This window comes from Variovorax sp. FG153, assembly GCF_057809595.1.
Map to the genome: position 1 here is coordinate 14,735 of NZ_JBMDKG010000018.1, position 17,190 is coordinate 31,924.

General features: G+C 70.6%; 16 protein-coding genes and 1 pseudogene. 6 read left to right on the forward strand and 11 right to left on the reverse strand.

Translation table 11 applies throughout. The features are described 5' to 3' along the window. Positions 1-43: 43 nt before the first annotated feature. Positions 44-967: a polysaccharide deacetylase family protein gene (locus tag ACODT0_RS19990; RefSeq protein WP_489042118.1), complete on the reverse strand. Its 924-nt coding sequence runs from the start codon at positions 965-967 to the stop codon at positions 44-46. 107 nt (positions 968-1,074) lie between these two features. Between ACODT0_RS19990 and ACODT0_RS19995 the strand changes: the two are divergent. Both ACODT0_RS19995 and gshB read left to right on the forward strand, forming a co-directional pair. Further along, positions 1,075-2,352: pseudogene (locus ACODT0_RS19995) on the forward strand (benzoate/H(+) symporter BenE family transporter); the annotation flags it as partial. After that, positions 2,352-3,308 (forward strand): glutathione synthase, encoded by a 957-nt coding sequence (gene gshB, locus ACODT0_RS20000; protein WP_057593846.1) that lies wholly within the window; start codon positions 2,352-2,354, stop codon positions 3,306-3,308. The pseudogene ACODT0_RS19995 and the gene gshB, both read left to right, overlap by 1 nt. Positions 3,309-3,387: 79 nt before the next feature. Here the strand turns inward: gshB and ACODT0_RS20005 are convergent, their stop codons facing one another. The 4 genes from ACODT0_RS20005 to ACODT0_RS20020 all read right to left on the reverse strand — a co-directional run bounded on the left by ACODT0_RS20005 (position 3,388) and on the right by ACODT0_RS20020 (position 9,373). Next, positions 3,388-5,664 carry a TonB-dependent receptor gene (locus ACODT0_RS20005; protein WP_489042119.1) on the reverse strand — a complete coding sequence of 759 codons (2,277 nt, stop codon included), beginning with the start codon at positions 5,662-5,664 and terminating at the stop codon, positions 3,388-3,390. A gap of 170 nt (positions 5,665-5,834) precedes the next feature. Then, entirely contained in the window at positions 5,835-6,602 is a 768-nt protein-coding gene (locus ACODT0_RS20010; protein WP_057593847.1) for a class II glutamine amidotransferase, read from the reverse strand. Between the two features lie 54 nt (positions 6,603-6,656). Then, positions 6,657-7,793, reverse strand: coding sequence for an ABC transporter substrate-binding protein (locus ACODT0_RS20015; RefSeq protein WP_422099766.1), 1,137 nt, complete (start codon positions 7,791-7,793; stop codon positions 6,657-6,659). Positions 7,794-7,864: 71 nt separating this feature from the next. Further along, complete coding sequence (locus tag ACODT0_RS20020; protein ID WP_261209457.1) at positions 7,865-9,373, reverse strand: MFS transporter; 1,509 nt, start codon at positions 9,371-9,373, stop codon at positions 7,865-7,867. Between the two features lie 157 nt (positions 9,374-9,530). On the opposite strand from ACODT0_RS20020, the gene ACODT0_RS20025 reads away from it, so the two are divergent. Beyond that, positions 9,531-10,883: a zinc-binding metallopeptidase family protein gene (locus ACODT0_RS20025; RefSeq protein ID WP_489042120.1), complete on the forward strand. Its 1,353-nt coding sequence runs from the start codon at positions 9,531-9,533 to the stop codon at positions 10,881-10,883. Here ACODT0_RS20025 and ACODT0_RS20030 read toward each other — a convergent pair. The 5 genes from ACODT0_RS20030 to ACODT0_RS20050 all read right to left on the reverse strand — a co-directional run bounded on the left by ACODT0_RS20030 (position 10,871) and on the right by ACODT0_RS20050 (position 14,123). Continuing rightward, entirely contained in the window at positions 10,871-11,092 is a 222-nt protein-coding gene (locus tag ACODT0_RS20030; protein ID WP_489042121.1) for a cysteine-rich CWC family protein, read from the reverse strand. The genes ACODT0_RS20025 and ACODT0_RS20030 overlap by 13 nt on opposite strands. After that, positions 11,092-12,354, reverse strand: coding sequence for a 6-phosphofructokinase (locus ACODT0_RS20035; RefSeq protein WP_489042122.1), 1,263 nt, complete (start codon positions 12,352-12,354; stop codon positions 11,092-11,094). Before ACODT0_RS20035 ends, ACODT0_RS20030 begins: the two co-directional genes overlap by 1 nt. Positions 12,355-12,427: 73 nt before the next feature. Continuing rightward, positions 12,428-12,775, reverse strand: a complete 348-nt coding sequence (locus tag ACODT0_RS20040; protein WP_261209449.1) for a nuclear transport factor 2 family protein — start codon at positions 12,773-12,775, stop codon at positions 12,428-12,430. 49 nt (positions 12,776-12,824) lie between these two features. Next, positions 12,825-13,652: an enoyl-CoA hydratase-related protein gene (locus ACODT0_RS20045; protein ID WP_057595544.1), complete on the reverse strand. Its 828-nt coding sequence runs from the start codon at positions 13,650-13,652 to the stop codon at positions 12,825-12,827. A gap of 153 nt (positions 13,653-13,805) precedes the next feature. Continuing rightward, on the reverse strand, positions 13,806-14,123 hold the full coding sequence (locus ACODT0_RS20050) for a DUF2917 domain-containing protein (RefSeq protein ID WP_261209445.1): 318 nt from the start codon (positions 14,121-14,123) through the stop codon (positions 13,806-13,808). A gap of 81 nt (positions 14,124-14,204) precedes the next feature. Here ACODT0_RS20050 and ACODT0_RS20055 point away from each other — a divergent pair, with 81 nt between their 5' ends. Beyond that, a complete protein-coding gene (locus tag ACODT0_RS20055) occupies positions 14,205-15,161 on the forward strand; it encodes a LysR substrate-binding domain-containing protein (RefSeq protein ID WP_489042123.1) in 957 nt (318 codons plus the stop codon). A gap of 21 nt (positions 15,162-15,182) precedes the next feature. On the opposite strand, the gene ACODT0_RS20060 is transcribed toward ACODT0_RS20055, so the two are convergent. Then, the gene (locus tag ACODT0_RS20060; RefSeq protein WP_489042124.1) at positions 15,183-15,752 is read right to left on the reverse strand and encodes a fasciclin domain-containing protein; all 570 of its coding nucleotides are present in this window, start codon (positions 15,750-15,752) and stop codon (positions 15,183-15,185) included. 443 nt (positions 15,753-16,195) lie between these two features. Here ACODT0_RS20060 and ACODT0_RS20065 point away from each other — a divergent pair, with 443 nt between their 5' ends. Together ACODT0_RS20065 and ACODT0_RS20070 are read left to right on the forward strand one after the other, a co-directional pair. Next, on the forward strand, positions 16,196-16,411 hold the full coding sequence (locus ACODT0_RS20065; protein WP_093350583.1) for a hypothetical protein: 216 nt from the start codon (positions 16,196-16,198) through the stop codon (positions 16,409-16,411). Positions 16,412-16,413: 2 nt separating this feature from the next. Further along, positions 16,414-17,190: a hypothetical protein gene (locus ACODT0_RS20070; RefSeq protein WP_489042125.1), complete on the forward strand. Its 777-nt coding sequence runs from the start codon at positions 16,414-16,416 to the stop codon at positions 17,188-17,190.

The window sequence follows — 17,190 nt, forward strand, 5'->3', positions numbered from 1 at the left end:
CTCTGCGCGCTTTGGGCGTTCTTCTGCGTTCGGCTGTCCGCTTTCAGTCGAAATCTGCGGACCGTTCCAGCGCGAGCTGCCCCATGTGCGCCGCGATCGCGCCGGGCGTGGTGAACCAGATCTCGCCGCGGTCGCGCGCGAGCGCCAGCTGCGTCAGCACGCCGCGCAGGTGGCGCAGCCGGTAGGGCTGGCCCACGATGTAGGGATGCAGCGCGAGGCCCATCACCAGCGGCTGGGCGCGCGACTGCAGCAGCATCTCCTCGAAGTTGTCGAGCACCATCGCGCAGAAGTCCTTCGCGTCCATCAGCCGGCCCACGATCATCGGGATGTCGTTGAGCTCCTGCGGGTAGGGCACCGACCAGATCGCGCCGCCGCCGCGCGTGCGCATGCGCACCGGCTGGTCGTCGTGGCACCAGTTGAGCGTGTAGCCGTAGCCGGTCTCGGCCAGCAGGTCGGGCGTGAGCGGGCTCTCGGAGATCCATGGCGACAGCCAGCCCGCGGGCGCCTGCCCGCTCTCGCGCGCCATGCGCTCGCGGCAGCGCACCAGCAGCGCGCGCTCGTGGTCTTCGCCGAGCGCGCCCTGGCGCTCGGCGTTGCTGTGGCCATGGCCGATCAGCTCGTCGCCGCGTGCCACCAGCGCCTGCACGAGTTCCGGGCAGTGGTCGTAAAGGGCGGTGTTGACCAGCGCGCCCGTGGGCAAGGCGAGCGCATCGAACAGCTCGAGGCAGCGCCAGGCGCCCACGCGGTTGCCGTATTCGCGCCAGCCGTGGTTGAGCACGTCGGGCTGCGGCGAGGCCGGGCCGAGGCAGGCGCCCAGCCCGTCGCCGAAGGCGAAGTGCTCGATGTTGAAGCCGAGGTAGACCGCGAGCCGCGCCCCGTTGGGCCAGCGGTAGTCGGGCCGGCGCGTGATCGGCCGGTAGTCGAAGCGGTCGTGCGAGGGCAGCAGTTCGGGCCAGCGTGTCGTCATGCCCAGGCCGCCTGCAAGCCTCGTGCCCGATGGTCGACATATCGATCTGAAATTGTTGACCATCGTTCGGCCGGGGCGGGCCGGCGCGGGCGGCCCGGCACAATCGCGCGATGCGTTTCTTCAAGGACCTGAGCCTTTCCGCCTTCACCGCCGGCTTCGTCGCCGTGCTCGTCGGTTTCACGAGTTCGGTCGCCATCGTGTTCCAGGCCGCGCAGGCCTTCGGCGCCACGCCCGAGATGGTGGCCTCGTGGATGTGGGCGCTGGGCATCGGCATGGGACTGGCCTCGATGCTGCCCTCGCTGTGGTGGCGCAAGCCCGTGATGATCGCCTGGAGCACGCCCGGTGCCGCGGTGCTGGCGGTGGCCGGCGCGGGCCACGGCATGGGCGAGGCGGTCGGCGCCTTCGTCGTCTGCGCGCTGCTGATCGTGCTGGCGGGCGCCACCGGCTGGTTCGAGCGCGCGATGAACCGGATCCCGATGGCCATCGCCTCGGCGCTGCTGGCCGGCGTGCTCGCGCGCTTCGGCCTCGCGGCCTTCACCGCGGCGCAGACCGCGCTGCCCCTGGTGCTGCTGATGCTGGCCACCTACCTCGTGGGCAAGCGCTGGCTGCCGCGCTATGCGGTGCCACTCACGCTGCTGGTGGCGATCGCCTTCGCGGCCGCGCGCGGCGAGCTCGCCTGGTCGGCGGTGCATTTCTCGCTGACCTGGCCGGTGTTCGTCATGCCGGTGTTCCACTGGCAGGCGATCGTGAGCCTGGCACTGCCGCTGTTCGTCGTCACCATGGCCTCGCAGAACCTGCCGGGCGTGGCGGCGATCCGCGCCGCCGGCTACGGCGAGCTGCCGGTCAGCAAGCTCATCACGATCAGCGGCCTGACCACGCTGGTGCTCGCGCCCTTCGGCGCCTTCGCGCTGAACCTCAGCGCCATCACCGCCGCGATCTGCATGGGCCGCGAAGCCCACGAGGACCCGGCGCGGCGCTACACCGCGGCCGTGAGCTGCGGCGCGATCTATGTCGTGATCGGCCTGTTCGGCGCGGCCGTGACCGGGCTGCTCACGGCCTTTCCGAAGGAGCTGGTGGCGGCCATCGCGGGGCTCGCGCTGCTCGGCACCATCGGCGGCGGGCTGGCGGCCGCGGTGCGCGACGAGCCGCACCGCGAGGCCGCGCTGATCACCTTCCTGGTCACGCTCTCGGGCGTGACCCTCGCCGGCATCGGCTCGGCCTTCTGGGGCGTGGTGGCGGGCGCGTTCGCGCTCGCGGTGCAGCGGCTGGGCAGGCGGCCGGGCCCGCCAAAAGCCCCGGCCGGCCAGGGCCTCGCCGCTTCCGGCAACATCGCGACCGACAGCAGCAACATGGCGGCCCCGCCGGGCGCCGGAAAGACCTCCTGATGAAAAACATCCTCTTCGTGGCCGACCCGCTCGATCACTTCAAGATCTACAAGGACACCACCTTCTCGATGATGCGCGAGGCCCAGCGCCGCGGCCACCGCATCGCGGCCTGCCTGCCGCAGGACCTGCAGTGGGTGTCGGGCGGCAAGGTCACGGCCACGGTGCGCCAGGTCACGCTGACCGGAGACCCGAAGGACTGGTACGCCGTCGACATCGTCGAGACCAAGGCGCTGGCCGATTTCGATGCTGTGCTGATGCGCAAGGACCCGCCCTTCGACGCCGAGTACATCTACGCCACCCACCTGCTCGAGCAGGCCGAGCGCGAGGGCGCGCGCGTGGTGAACAAGCCGCGCGCGCTGCGCGACCATCCCGAGAAGCTCGCGATCATGGAGTTTCCGCAGTTCACCGCGCCCACGCTGGTCACGCGCAGCGCGCAGGCGGTGCGCGACTTCCATGCGCAGCACGGCGACATCATCCTGAAGCCGCTCGACGGCATGGGCGGCATGGGCATCTTCCGCGTGAAGCAGGACGCGCTGAACCTCGGCTCGATCGTCGAGACGCTCAACAAGGACGGCGCCGAGACCATCATGGTGCAGCGCTTCGTGCCCGACGTGGTCGAGGGCGACAAGCGCATCCTGATCATCGCGGGCGAGCCCGCGCCCTTCGTGCTGGCGCGCATCCCGCAGGGCACCGAGGTGCGCGGCAACCTCGCGGCCGGCGGCAAGGGTGTGGCCCAGCCGCTCACGCCGCGCAACCGCGAGATCGCCGAGATCGTGGGCCGCGCGCTCGCGCCGCGCGGGCTGCTCTTGATCGGCCTCGACGTGATCGGCGACTCGGTGACCGAGATCAACGTGACCAGCCCGACCTGCTTCCAGGAGATCACCGAGCAGACCGGCTTCGACGTGCCGGCGATGTTCGTCGATGCGCTGGAGGCGCATCTGAAGCAGGCGGCCTGAGGGCCATGAAAAAGGCGCCCGGGGCGGTCTTCGCCCCGGGCGCCTTTTTTTTCGATCCCGAGGAAGCCGGGATCGCCGATCAGAAGTCGACCGTGGCCGACAGGCTGAAGGTGCGCGGGTTGCTCAGCACCAGGTAGCCCGAGCCCGGGTAGCCGCCCACCGAGGCCCAGTAGCTGCGGTCGGCCACGTTCTCGATGCGCGCGCGCAGGGTCAGCAGCTTGCCGTTGCCGACCTCGGTGACGTAGCGCGCACCCACGTCCAGGCGTGTCCAGCCGGGCACGCGCAGCGTGTTGATCGCATCCGCGTAGCTCGAGCCGCTGGTCACGACGCGACCGTTGAGCGACAGGCCCTGCACGCCCGGCACGTCCCATTCGACGCCGATGCTGCCCTGCGCCTTCGGCACGCCGATCACGCGCTTGCCGTCGGTGGTGAGGCTGCCCGTTTCCTTCTGCTTGGCGTCGAGCCAGGTCACGCCGCCGAGCACGCGCAGGCCCTTGGTCGCCTCGCCGAAGACGTTGAGCTCGACACCGCGGTGGCGGTCCTCGCCGCCGGCCTGGAACGAGCCGTTGGCCACGAAGGCGCGCGGCTTGGCGGTGCTGAACAGCGCCAGGCTGCCGCCGATGCGGCCGGCGTCGTACTTGACGCCGATTTCCTTCTGCTTCGACACGTAGGGACGCAGCGACTGGCCGGCGTTGAGCACCGGCTGGCCGTTCGACTGCGCGGGAGCGCTCTCGCCGGGCGACAGGCCCTCGATGTAGTTCGCGTAGACCGACAGGTCCTCGCGCGCCTTGAACACGATGCCGGCCACCGGGCTGGTGCGGCTCTGGTCGTACGAGGTGACGGCGCCGCCGGCCGAGGTCAGCCGGCCGCCGCTCACGATCTGGTAGCTGATGTCGCTGGTCTTGATCGACTGGCGGCGCACGCCGAGCGTGACGAGCAGGCGGTCGTCCAGGAAGGACATCGTGTCGCCGATCGCCACGCTCTTGAGCGTGATGGTGCCGTTCAGGCGCGGGCTCGCGAGGTTGTTGCCCAGGTAGGTGAGCTGCGTGGGCAGGTAGCCGCGCGGGTAGTAGATGTTGCTGGCGAGCGTGCCGCCGGTGCCCAGGCCCAGGCCGTAGGCGTTCTTCTTGTCGAGGTCGAAGTAGGAATAGCCCAGCACCCACTCGTGGCCCACGCTGCCGGTGCGCACCTTGCCGCGGACGCCGAGCTCGGCGGTCTTGACCTTGTCCTCGCGCGTGTTGTCGAAGCGGCTGGTGGTGAAGGCGCCGGTCAGGCCGTTGGACACCGTCGGGCCCGCGAGCGAGTTGTTCTCGTAGCTGTTGCGCGCGCCGGCCGCGGCCCAGGCCGTGATGTTCGGCGTGATGTCGTATTCGCCGCGCACCGAGCCGAAGGTGTCGCGCTCGTAGGAATAGGTCCAGGGCTGGGCGAAGTTGGTGTCGTTGTCGGGCGCCTTGGGCACCACGGTGACGGCGCTGCCGAGCGTGACGTTGGGGCGCGTGTTGCGCAGGCGGTGCTCCTGGTGGCCGATGTCGGCCGAGATGCGCGCGTCGCGGCTGCGCCAGTCGAGGCCGACCGCCAGCGCGTCGAGCTTGACGCTTTCGCCGTTCACCGCCGTGCCGCCGTCGCGGTGGACGGCATTCAGGCGCACGCCCACGCTGTCGTCGGGCCCGAAGCGGCGCGCGATGTCGGTCGCGGCATAGGACTGCGAGCCGCTCGCGGTGCCGAGCGTGAACTGCGTGAGCGGCTCGTTCGGCGCGCGCTTGGGCAGCAGGTTGATGGTGCCGCCGATGCCGCCGCCCGTGGGCGCCGCGCCGTTGAGGAAGGCGCTCGCGCCGCGGAACACTTCCACGCGCTCGAACAGCTCGGAGGCGATGTACTGGCGCGGCAGCAGGCCGTACAGGCCGTTGTAGGCGATGTCGTCGGAATTGACGATGAAGCCGCGGATGAAATAGGACTCCTGGAAGTTGCCGAAGCCGCGTGCCACGCGCACCGAGGGATCGTTCTGCAGCACGTCGGCCACGCTGCGGGCCTGCTGGTTCTGGATCAGCTCGTTGGTGTAGTTGTTGCTCGAGAACGGCGTTTCCATCATGTCCCGGGTGCCCAGGATGCCGGCGCGGCCGCCGCGCGCCACCTGGCCGCCGGCGTAGGGCTTGGCCAGGCCTTCGGCCGAGGCGTCGGCGCTCGCTTCGACGGTGATGGTGGCGAGCGCGGCGCCGGGAGCGCCCGGTGCAGCGGCCGGCTGGGCCGGGGCCGGCGCGGCGGTCTGCGCCGAGGCCGTCAGGGCATGAAGGACGAGCAGCGTCGCGGCGACGGTCGGGCGGAGGCTGGCGCGGAGAAGGGCGGGGGAGGCGGGCATGGACGGTTCGTATTCACGCAAATGAGAACCGTTATTGTTATCGCCTCAGGCCCTCCCACCGATACTTTCTTGCAATGTTGCGAAAATGTGTCAGAAAAAACGTTTCGTTTGCAGGGCCATCGGCCTGGCGTCAGCCAACCCGTTGCCGGCAGGCCACGGCGGCCGGTGCTTCAGTGCCCCGAGCGCTGCCCGTCCACGAACACATGCAGCTCGCCCGGCTCGAACGCCGTCCACTCCTCGTTGGTGGTCAGCGGCGCGGTCACCACCACCGCGACGCGGTCGTGGGGCGTGGTGTGCTGGGCGAAGTCGATCTCGAGGTCCTCGTCCGACAGCTGCGCGGTCACGAAGGGATGGCGCCGCTCCACGTACCAGAGGTTCGTGGAGGCATGGGCCCACAGCGCCTGGCCGTTCGAGAGCATGAAGTTGAAGGTGCCGTGCCGCGCGAGCTGGGGCGCCAGTTCGCGCAGGGTGAGCGTGAGCTCCTCGACGCTGGGCACGCCCGCATGCGACTTCGCGAGCTCCTGCATCAGCCAGCAGAAGGCGTGCTCGCTGTCGGTGTTGCCCACCGGGTGGAAGTTGCCGTGCAGCCGCGGGCGGAAGTCCTTGAGGTCGCCGTTGTGCGCGAACACCCAGTAGCGGCCCCACAGCTCGCGCACGAAGGGATGGCAGTTCTGCAGGTTGACCTCGCCCTGGGTGGCCTTGCGGATGTGGGCGATGACGTTGCGGCTCTGGATCGGGTAGCGCCGGATCAGCTCGGCCACCGGCGACTCGCAGGCCGGCTGGTGGTCGACGAAATGGCGCAGCCCGCGGTCCTCGAAGAAGGCGATGCCCCAGCCATCGGCGTGGTGGTCGGTGCGGCCGCCGCGCTGCGCGAACCCCGTGAAGCTGAAGGTCACGTCGGTCGGCGTGTTGCAGTTCATCCCTAGCAATTGACACATGGGGGCCATTAGACACCGCCCCCGCTTACCCGAGCGCCCGGGTTTGCTTCAGCGTCAGCGCAGGAAGCGGCCTTCCTTGGTCACGCGGACCATCTCGATGAAGCGCGAGCCGGTGTTGCTGGCGCCGGTGAAGTCGAGCTCCATGCCGGCGATGCGCAGCTTCATCGCCTTGAGCGCCGCATGCAGCCGCGCGCGCGTGAGGTCGCGGCCGGCGCGGCGCAGCGACTCGATCATCACCAGCGCGTTCACGTAGCCCTCGAAGCTCAGGTAGCCGATGTCGACCTTGGCGCGCTCGGCGAGCTGGCGGTAGTCGCGCGCCACCGGCTCGACCTCGCTCCAGGGATAGGGCACCACCTGCGAGATCGCCAGCCCGCTGGTCTTGTCGCCCACCAGCCTGGCCGTGACGTCGCCCGGCACGATCGACATGCCGTAGAACATCTGGCGCCCGCCGGCGTCCCAGGCGCTCTTCATCACCTCGCCGCCGATGGCACCGCCCAGGTACATGATCACTGCCTGCGCCTTGCTGTCGGCCAGCGCCTTGCCCATGGCGGCGTTGGTCGAGCCGTCGCCCTTGACCGCCACGGCCGCCACCGGCTTGAGCTGGTGCGCCGCGAGCGCGGCCTCGACCAGCTTCGTGACCTCGGCGCCGCCCGGGTTGTCGAGGCAGGCCGAGGCGATGCGCGTCACGCCGATGGTCGTGAGGTGCTGCACCAGCGCCTGCGCCTCGCGCGCGAAGGTGGCGCGTACGAAGTAGCCCGAGCCCATGACCTTCTCGCGCGCCGAATCCGACACCGCATAGCCCGCGACCATCGGCGCGCCGCTTTGCGACAGCACCTTGGCCGCGGCCGCGGTGGTGGCCGAGCCGACGCAGCCGAAGAAGGCGAACGCGCGGTGCTCGCCGAGCAGCTTCTCGTAGTTGGCCACCGCCTTCTCGGGCGAGAGTTCGTCGTCGAGCGACACCAGCCGGATCTTGCGGCCCGAGACGCCGCCCTGCGCGTTGACGGCGTCGAAGGCCAGCCCCGCGCCGGCCATCACCACCTTGATCGGCGCGCCCAGCGGGCCGCTGAGGATGCCGGTGTGGCCGAGCACCACCTCGGTGTCAGTGACCCCGTTCTCGGCCGCGCGGGCCACGGAAAAAAGGCCAAGGCTGGCCGCGGCCGCCGAGGCGGCCATGAAGTTCCGACGATGCATGGGAGAAAACCGTCCAATCGATACAACTGATAACAATTGAAATCGATGGGCGGCCGTTTGCCCGCAGGGGTTTACCCCGGCTTGCGGGGCGCGTCGCCGGGATTCGCGCGGATGCGAAGCTGCCAGGCCGCGCAGATCGCGAGCGCGCACAGGCCGGCCAGCATCGCGAACACCTCGTCGAAGGCCGCCAGCCGCGCCGGGCTGGTCTGCGGGTTGGCGAGCGAGTCGCCGTGCGCCGCCAGCCGCCACTCGAGCACGATCGCGCACAGGCTCACGCCGGCCGCGCCGCCGAGCATGCGCACGAAGTTGATGGCGCTCGCGCCCTGCGGGATCAGCGGCTTGGCCAGCGGCCGCATCGAGCCCAGGTTCAGCGAGGGCAGGATGAAGCCCAGCCCGATGCGCCCGACGATCGCGAACGCCACCAGCAGCCACAGCGCGCTGTCGGCGCGCAGCAGCATCATCAGCGCGAACGAGGCCGCCAGCAGCGCCAGCCCGATGCTCACCAGCGCCCAGGTCGGCTGCCGGTCGGCCAGCCGGCCCACGCCCGCGATGGTGGCCGCCAGCACGAAGCCCGCCGGCAGCAGGATCGTGCCCACGTGCGAGGCCGACAGGTGCAGCCCGACCTGCATGTAGACCGGCAGCAGGTAGGTGGAGCCGAACAGCGCGGTGCCGTAGATGAAGGCGACCACGCTGCCCATCGCGAACTGGCGGTAGCCGAACAGCGCGAGGTTCATCAGCGGCGTGCCGCCCGCGGCCGCCAGCCGCCGCTGCCACCAGATGAAGAGCCCGAACGAGAGCAGCGCGGCGCCCAGCAGCGCGGCCGCCTCGAGCGGCGAATCGCCGCGCAGCGCCACCAGGCCGTTGAGCAGGCACAGCGTGCCCACGGTGCCGAGCGCGAGGCCGCGCACGTCGAGCCCGCCGCTGCGTGCCGCGACCGCGCCGCCGGGCGCGGTGGTCGGCACGAACTTGTAGGCCAGCCACAGCGAAGCGAGGCAGAACGGCACCACCATGTAGAAGATCGAGCGCCAGCCGAACAGGTCGACCAGCACGCCGCCGATGCTCGGGCCGATGGCCGGCGCCAGCACCACGCCCATGCCGAAGATGCCGCTCGCGCGGCCCTGCTCGTGGGGCTCGAAGGCGCGCAGGATGATGATCGCGGGGATCGGCTGCACGACGCCCGCGGCCAGGCCCTCGGCCACGCGCGCCAGCAGCACCAGCGAAAAATCGTTGGCCATGCCGCCCGCGATGCCGCCGGCCAGCAGCAGCAGCATCGTGCCGACGTAGGTGCGCCGATAGCCGTAGCGCCCCAGCAGCCAGGGCGTGGTGAGCATCGACACCGTCATCGCCACCATGAAGCCCGAGCTCACCCACTGGGCGCGCTCCTGGCCCAGCGAGAAGTGGTGGCTCATGCCGGGGATCGCCACGTTGACGATGGTCGAGGACATGATCGAGGCCATCGTGCCCACCATCACCGACAGCAGCAGGTACCAGCGGTAGCGTTCGCCATAGCGCGCGCGCAGCGGGCCCATGGCGGGGGGCGGGGCCGGCGGGGCGGCTTCGGGCGTCTCTTGGTGGGTCATCGGCGGTGGGGGAACGTCGGGCGTGAAGGTCGGCGATGCCGGGCCCGTCGTCCTACAAGCATATCGGGCTTTGCGCGGCGGCCCGCGCAAGGGCCGGCTCCACAATGCCCGGGCTGTCCCGCATCCGACCCGCCGCCGATACAACGCAAAGACGACCATGGACCTCTCTACGCCCGCGACGAACGACGACATCCCATCCGAGCCCGCCGAGGGCGCGACCACCCTGGCCGCCGAGCTCGCCGCGCCCACCGTCACGCGCGCCTACCGCTGCCAGTGCGGGCGGCCCGTGTTCCTGCGCAACAGCGAATGCCTGGCCTGCCACACGCCGCTGGGCTACGTGGAGGACAGCCTCGGCGTGGTGCCGCTCGCGCCCGCCGCGGCCGAGGACGCGAACGGCAACGCCGTCGCCGAGCCCGACAGCTTCACCATCTTCGGCGACCCGCAGGGCCCGACCTACCGGCGCTGCGCCAACCTGATGACGCCCGCGGCCTGCAACTGGATGGTGCCGGTGGCACGTCCCGGCCAGACGCTCGCGCCCGACACGCACGGCCTCGCGCCCGGCTACTGCCTGGCCTGCAGCGTCACGCGCACCATTCCCGATCTCTCGGTGGCCGGCAACGACGAACTCTGGCGCAAGCTCGAGCAGGCCAAGCGGCGCCTGATCTCGCAGCTGCTCGCGCTGCGGCTGCCGGTGGTGAGCCGCCATGCCGACCCGGTGCACGGCCTGGCCTTCGACTTCCTGAGCAACGTGCCGGGCGGCCCGCACGTGATGACTGGCCACGACACCGGCATCATCACCCTCAATGCCGAGGAGGCCGAGGACGCGGTGCGCGAGCGCATCCGCACCGAGATGCGCGAGCCCTACCGCACGCTGGTGGGCCACTTCCGCCACGAGATCGGCCACTACTACTGGGACCTGCTGGTGCTGCCCTCGGCCTGGCTCGAGGACTTCCGCACGCTGTTCGGCGACGAGCGCGCCGACTACGGCGCCGCGCTGCAGCGGCACTACGACCAGGGCCCGCCGCCCGACTGGGCGCAGCGCCTGGTGAGCAGCTACGCCAGCATGCACCCGTGGGAGGACTGGGCCGAGACCTGGGCCCACTACCTGCACATGGCCGACTCGGCCGACACCGCGATGAGCTTCGGCGTCGACGCCACCAACGTCGAGCTCACGAGCGACCTCTTCACGCCCGAGGACCTGTGGCGGCCCGAGCATCCCGAGGCCGCGAAATTCCTCGATTTCATCAACAGCTGGGTGCGGCTGACCAATGTGCTCAACGAGCTGTCGCGCAGCATGGGCCAGCCCGACTTCTATCCCTTCGTGCTGCCGCGCACCGCGGTCGGCAAGCTGCAGTTCATCCACTGCGTGGTGACCGAGCTGCGCGGCGACGGCGGGCCTTCGCTGGTGACGGCGCAGGACGTGGAGGCGGCGGCCGAGGCCGTGGCTGAAGCGCAGGAACAAGCGCAGGAGCAGGTGGCCGAGGCCCAGCCCGCGGTTCAGTCGCCCTGAGCGCCCGCCGCGCAGCGCGCGCAGAGGCAGGCCTGGCCGCGCAGCGCCTCGGGCAGGCGCTCGAGCGGTGCCCGCGAGAAATCCATCGCCATGCACCAGCACGGCGGCTGCGGCTGGCCGGTCTCGCGCTCGAGCTCCATCGCGCAGCGGTTCGCCGCGCCGCACAGCGGGCAGCGCGTGGCGTCGAGCGCCTGCACCGTGCTTGCCATCACGCGAGCTCGAACGGCGGCAGCTTCTTCGGCACCGCCGCGTTCTTCAGCGTGGCGTAGACCGGCAGTCCATCGCGGTAGGCCGGGTAGTCCTCGCCCTCGATCAGCGGCAGCAGGTAGCGCCGGCATTTTTCGGTGATGCCATAGCCGTCGTCGGAGATGAAGTCGCGCGGCATCGGCTTCTCGACATTGGCCACCGAGGCCAGCGGCGCGCTGCCGATGGCGTAGGCATAGGGCACATCGCTGGTGCGCTCGATCGTCGGCATCACCGCGTTGTGGCCCTCGAGCGCGAGCTCGACCGCGCGTTGCCCGAGTTCGTAGGCCTGGCGCACGTCGGTGGCCGAGGCGATGTGGCGCGCCGCGCGCTGCAGGTAGTCGGCCACCGCCCAGTGGAACTTGTGGCCCAGCGCGTCCTTCACCATCTGCGCCACCACGGGCGCCGCGCCGCCGAGCTGCGCATGGCCGAAGGCGTCGCGCGTGCCCTGCTCGGCGAGGAAGCTGCCGTCGGGATGGTGGCAGCCCTCGGACACCACCACCGAGCAGTAGCCGTGCCGCTTCACCAGTTCGTCGACACGCACGAGGAAGCGTGTCTTGTCGAACTCGATCTCGGGGAACAGCACCACCACCGGAATGCCCTGGTCGGCCACGAGCCCGCCGGCCGCCGCGATCCAGCCCGCGTGCCGGCCCATGACCTCGAGCACGAACACCTTGGTCGAGGTGGCGGCCATCGAGCGCACGTCGAAGGAGGCCTCGAGCGTGGACACGGCCACGTACTTCGCGACCGAGCCGAAGCCCGGGCAGCAGTCGGTCAGCGGCAGGTCGTTGTCGATGGTCTTGGGCACGTGGATGGCCTGCAGCGCATAGCCCATCGACTGCGAGAGCTGGCTCACCTTGAAGCAGGTGTCGGCCGAATCGCCGCCGCCGTTGTAGAAGAAGTAGCCGATGCCGTGCGCCCGGAAGACCTCGATCAGCCGCTCGTACTCGCGCCGGTTCTTCTCGAGCGACTTGAGCTTGTAGCGGCAGGAGCCGAAGGCGCCCGCGGGCGTGCTGCGCAGCGCGGCGATGGCCTCGGCCGGTTCGGCGCCGGTGTCGATCAGGTCCTCGGTCAGCGCGCCGATGATGCCGTTGCGCCCGGCATAGACCCGGCCGATGCGTTCGGGATGCCGGCGCGCCGTCTCGATCACGCCGCAGGCCGAGGCATTGATGACCGAGGTGACGCCGCCCGACTGGGCGTAGAAGGCGTTGGTGGGATTCGTGGGCATGCGGGGGCTCCTTCGCGCGGGGAAGGCCATTCTGGCCCAGTGCGCGGCCGCGCTCAAACGGGCCCGGGGCCCGTCACGCCGCGGATTCGGCCGGATGGAACCAGACGTTGCGGATGCACCCGTCGATCACTTCGTAGACCGCCACGATCTCGACGGCATTCGCCGCCAGGCCCGTGATGCGTTCGTGGTCGATCACCTTGTTGCCGACCACCATGCGCTGCACCACCTCGGCATGCAGCTCGGGCAGCACGAAGCGGTGGTCGCGGTAGTAGGCCCGCAGCGCCTCGCGGCCGACCAGCACGGGCTCGGGCGCGGGCGGGCGGAAGGTGCGCACGTCCTCGGCGTATTCGGCGACGAAGGCGTCGAGGTCCCTGGCGTTGTAGGCGAGCAGTTGCCGTTGCACGGCGTCTTCGGGTTTCATCGGCGTGTTCCTCCCTCGAGTCGCGCCCGGACGCGAGCGCCCGCGCAGTCTAGCGGCCGGGAAACTCCGGCGCGCGCTTCTGCAGGAACGCGCTCACGCCTTCGCGGAAAGTCGGCCGCTCGATCAGCTCGCGCTGCCGCTCGCTCTCGTAGTGCAACTGCTCGGGCAGCGTGTGGCGCTCGGCCGCAGCGAAGGCCGCGCGTGCCTCGGTCACCGCGTGCGCGGGCAGGCGCGCGAGGCGCTGCGCGGTCTCGCGCGCTTCCGCCATCAGGTTCTCGTCGTCCACGCAGCCCCAGATCAGGCCCCACTGCACCGCGCGCCCGGCGCCGAGCCGCTCGTCGAGCAGCGCCATGCCCATCGCGCGCGCCCGGCCCGCGCGGTGCGGAATGGCCCAGGTGCAGCCCAGGTCGGGCACGATGCCGAGCTTGGGCAGGAAAGGCAGGTAGAAGTAGGCGCTGCGCGCGGCGAGCGTGATGTCGGCCGCGAGCGCGAGGCCCACGCCGGCACCGGCGGCCGCGCCGTTGACGGCGGCCACGACCGGAATCGGCATCGACTGCAGCGTCTCGATCAGCGGGTTGCTCAGCGACTGCATCCATTCGGCGGTCTGGTCGCCGAGCGTCTTGCCGTCCTCGGGCGGCCTCATCGCGCTGAGGTCGGCGCCGACGCAGAAGGCCTTGCCCGCGCCCGTGAGGATCAGGGCGCGCACCGCGCGGTCGTCGCGGATGCGCTCGAGGTGGGCGCGCAGTTCCTGCTGCAGCTCGATCGCCAGCGGGTTGAGCTTGGCCGGCAGGTTGAGCGTGAGCGTGGCGATGCCCTCGTCGAGCGCGTAGAGCACGAAGGGCTGCGCGCCCGGGTCCTGTGGTGGCTGCTGCGTCATCGGAATCTCTCCAGGTGTTCGTCGGCTCGGATGTTCTGAGGGAATGGATGACCGTGCACCGCCCCAAAGAAAGAGCCGCCCGTTGGCGGGGCGGCTCTGGAGGGCAGGGGCCGATTCCCTGGCATCGATGGTTCGATGCCCGGGCGCCCGGGGTCAAGCCGGGGACAACCCGTGGGGCAGCAGTCGCCAAGGCGACCGCCGGCGCGCGGGCACCGGCAGCGGGATCGCTGCAGGCTGCGCGTCCGACACGGTGATGCGCGCGGGCTCGAGCGCCGACACCAGCATGCGGCGGTGCCCGGTGCCCTCGAAGCGCTCGCCGGGCTCGAGCACGATGTCGCGCGGATCGCGGTCCAGGGTGACCCAGACCGAGCCGCTGCGGCATTCGATGCCCACGCCGGCGCCGTCGGCCACGGCGAAGACCGCGCGCGCCGGCAGGCTGAGCTGGAAGCAGGAAGGGAAGGGGGTGCTCATGGCAAGCTCCATTGCATTCGTCATGCGAATGAATATATTGAGCGCCCGGTCCTTTACAAACGGTCTTTTGGAACTCATTGCATGCGTATCGAGAATGCAAAGACGGCCTCGCCGGCCCTGCCCCAGAGCGCGGTCGACCTGCCGCCGCTGGAACTCCTGCGCAGCTTCGAGGCGGCCGCGCGCCGGCTCAGCTTCACGCTGGCCGCGACCGAGCTGCACCTCACGCAGTCGGCCGTGAGCCGGCAGATCCAGCAGCTCGAGGCCAGCCTGGGCGTGCTGCTGTTCGAGCGTCGCCACCGCGCGCTGGTGCTCACCGAGGCCGGCGGCGTGATGCAGCGCGCGGTCACCGACAGCATGGAGCGGCTGCGCGACGCCACCGCGCGCGTGCGCGCCGGCTCGGCGCCGCGCCAGGTCGCGATCACCACCACGCCGGGCTTCGCCTCGCTGTGGCTGATCCCGCGCCTCGCGCGCTTCACCGGCAGCCATCCGCAGGTCGACGTGCGCGTGTCGGCCACGCTCGAGGTGCTCGACCTCGAGCGCAGCCGCGTCGACGTGGCGGTGCGGCTGATGCCGGTCTCGCGCGGCAAGGGGCCGGCGCTGTTCGAGGAGAGCGTGGTGCCGCTGTGCTCGCCCGCGCTCGCCAAGTCGCTGCGCAAGCCGGCCGATCTCGCGAACCTCACCCTGCTCACGGTCGAGTACCCCGACCACAGCGAGGCGCCCACCATCGACTGGGAGCCCTGGCTCAAGGTGATGGGGCTGCACGACCTGCGCATGAAGAGCACGCTGCGCTTCACGCAGTACGCCGACGCGGTGGGCGCGGCGGTGGCGGGGCAGGGCGTGGTGATCGGGCGCCTGCCGCTGCTGCGCGAGCTGATGCGCGAGGGCCGGCTGGTGGCGCCGCTGGGCGAGGGCGCGGCCTCGCAGCGCGGCTACTTCGTCGAGACCTCGCGGCGCGCCGCGGGCAACCGCGATGCGCTGGAGTTCGCGCAGTGGCTGCGCGAGGAAGCCGAAGAGGCCGAAGCAGCGCAGCGCGCCTGAGCACGCCGCGCCGGCGGGCGATCAGCCCGGCAGCAGCACCTTGTTCACGACGTGGATCACGCCGTTCGACTGGTAGACGTCGGCGATCGTCACCATCGCGGTGCCGCCCTTCGCATCGGTCACGAGCACGTTGCTGCCGCTCATCATCGCGGTCAGCGTGCCGCCGCTCGCGGTCTTCAGCACGGCCTTGCCGCCGCCGGCCTTGATCGCGTTCATCAGCGCGGCGCTGTCCATGCGGCCGGGCACCACGTGGTAGGTCAGCACCGTCGTCAGCGTGCCCTTGTTCTCGGGCTTGAGCAGCGTGTCGACCGTGCCGGGCGGCAGCGCGGCGAAGGCCGCGTTGGTGGGCGCGAACACGGTGAACGGGCCGGGGCTCTTGAGCGTGTCGACCAGGCCCGCGGCCTTCACCGCGGCGACCAGCGTCGTGTGGTCCTTCGAATTCACGGCGTTGTCGACGATGTCCTTCGTCGGATACATCGGCGCGCCGCCGACCATGGGCGTGTTCATGTTGCTGCTGCCGCCCATGCCCATGCCGCCCGCGCAAGCGCCGAGCAGGACCGAGACGCCGAGTGCGATGACGAGTTTCTTCATGAAGGTCTCCTTGAGGGATGCGCCATGCGCGCACCGCCGTGTGTCTGTGGAACCGCCAACAGCGCGGAGGCGCGATGCGCTTGAGACCAATACGGGGCGCATGCGCGGCTGGATTCGCGCGGCGGTTTTTTTCTTCGATGACGGTGAATCGGACACGTCGCCTTCACGCCACAGCGTTGCACAACGGTCTTGCGCGCCGTGCGCGGCCTCGCCAGAATCCGGCCTTCATTTTTCAGCGACAGTTTTTCTTTCACGCGCGCACGGCGACGATCGACCTCCCGGGCGCACCACCAATTCAATGAACCGTCCTCTGAACTCCTGACCGCACACCGACCGCCCCGGCCGGATGTGCATCCACGCATCCCGCCGCGGCCGTATCGACAAGGGCCCCGCGCGCAACCGTTCGCCGGGGCCTTTTTGTTTTTGATCCGGAGTGTGTGCACATGAGTGCTCAGCGAAAGGCCCGCGACGACGAGAAGCGTCTGGGCCGGTTCTATTTCTCGGTGCCGGGCGAAGCCCCGCGCAATCCCGTCGTGGCCGCGATGGCACGCCGCGCATCCAGCCAGGGTGCGGGCCGCCACCTGCGCACGCATCGTGCCGAGCGGCGCGCGCAGAAGGTCGCGCTGCAGAAGGCTGCGCGCGGACTGAAGGAGGACTGACCATGCGTGAAGACATGGACAAGGTGATCGTCGAACGCCCGCGCGGCGGCTGGCGCGTGCAGGGCGACGGCCGCCCGTGGCGCAACAGCCGCGAGCGCGGCTCGCACCTGGGCATGCGGCGCGGCTACCAGCACCCCAAGTGGCTCAGCGAGAACCTGCAGCCGCTCAAGCGCTGGCTGCACAAGCAGGTGCATCGGCCCTGGGACAAGGTGTGGAGCGAGCTCTGCGAAGGCATCGACCGGCGCAACACGGTGCAGGCCCACATCTTCGTGCACATCGACCAGTTCGTCGAACGCCAGGCCGAGCTGCGCGCGGGCGAGGTTTGGGTGCCGGGCCGCGTGTGGCAACGGTCGCTGGTGCCGCTGCGCGAGTCGGCGTCGGTGGAACTGTTCGTGCATCCCGGCACGGGCATCCTGCTGCCCAACCGCCACCTGCAGCGCGCGAAGCGGCAGCGCAAGGCCGAGTGGGCCGAGCGCTACGGCAGCAGCGACACGGTGCGGCCCTATGCGCCCTATCACGTCATCGATGCCGTCACGCAGTGGCATCGCGTCGATGGCGCCTGGTGGGAGGTGAGGCTCGCGCGCGTGCCCGAGGCGCGCGGCGGCGAGGCCGAGCCGCAGCACTACGACGTGCTGCGCCGCTGCTTCGTCACGCGCAAGGGCTGCGAGGCGCCGGCCTTCGGCAGCGCCGATGCGCGGGCGATGTACGGCCGGCCGCACGTGTACGCGCAAGACATGCGCCGGCTGGGCCGAGTGGAGGTGCGCTCGCGGCTCGGCTGA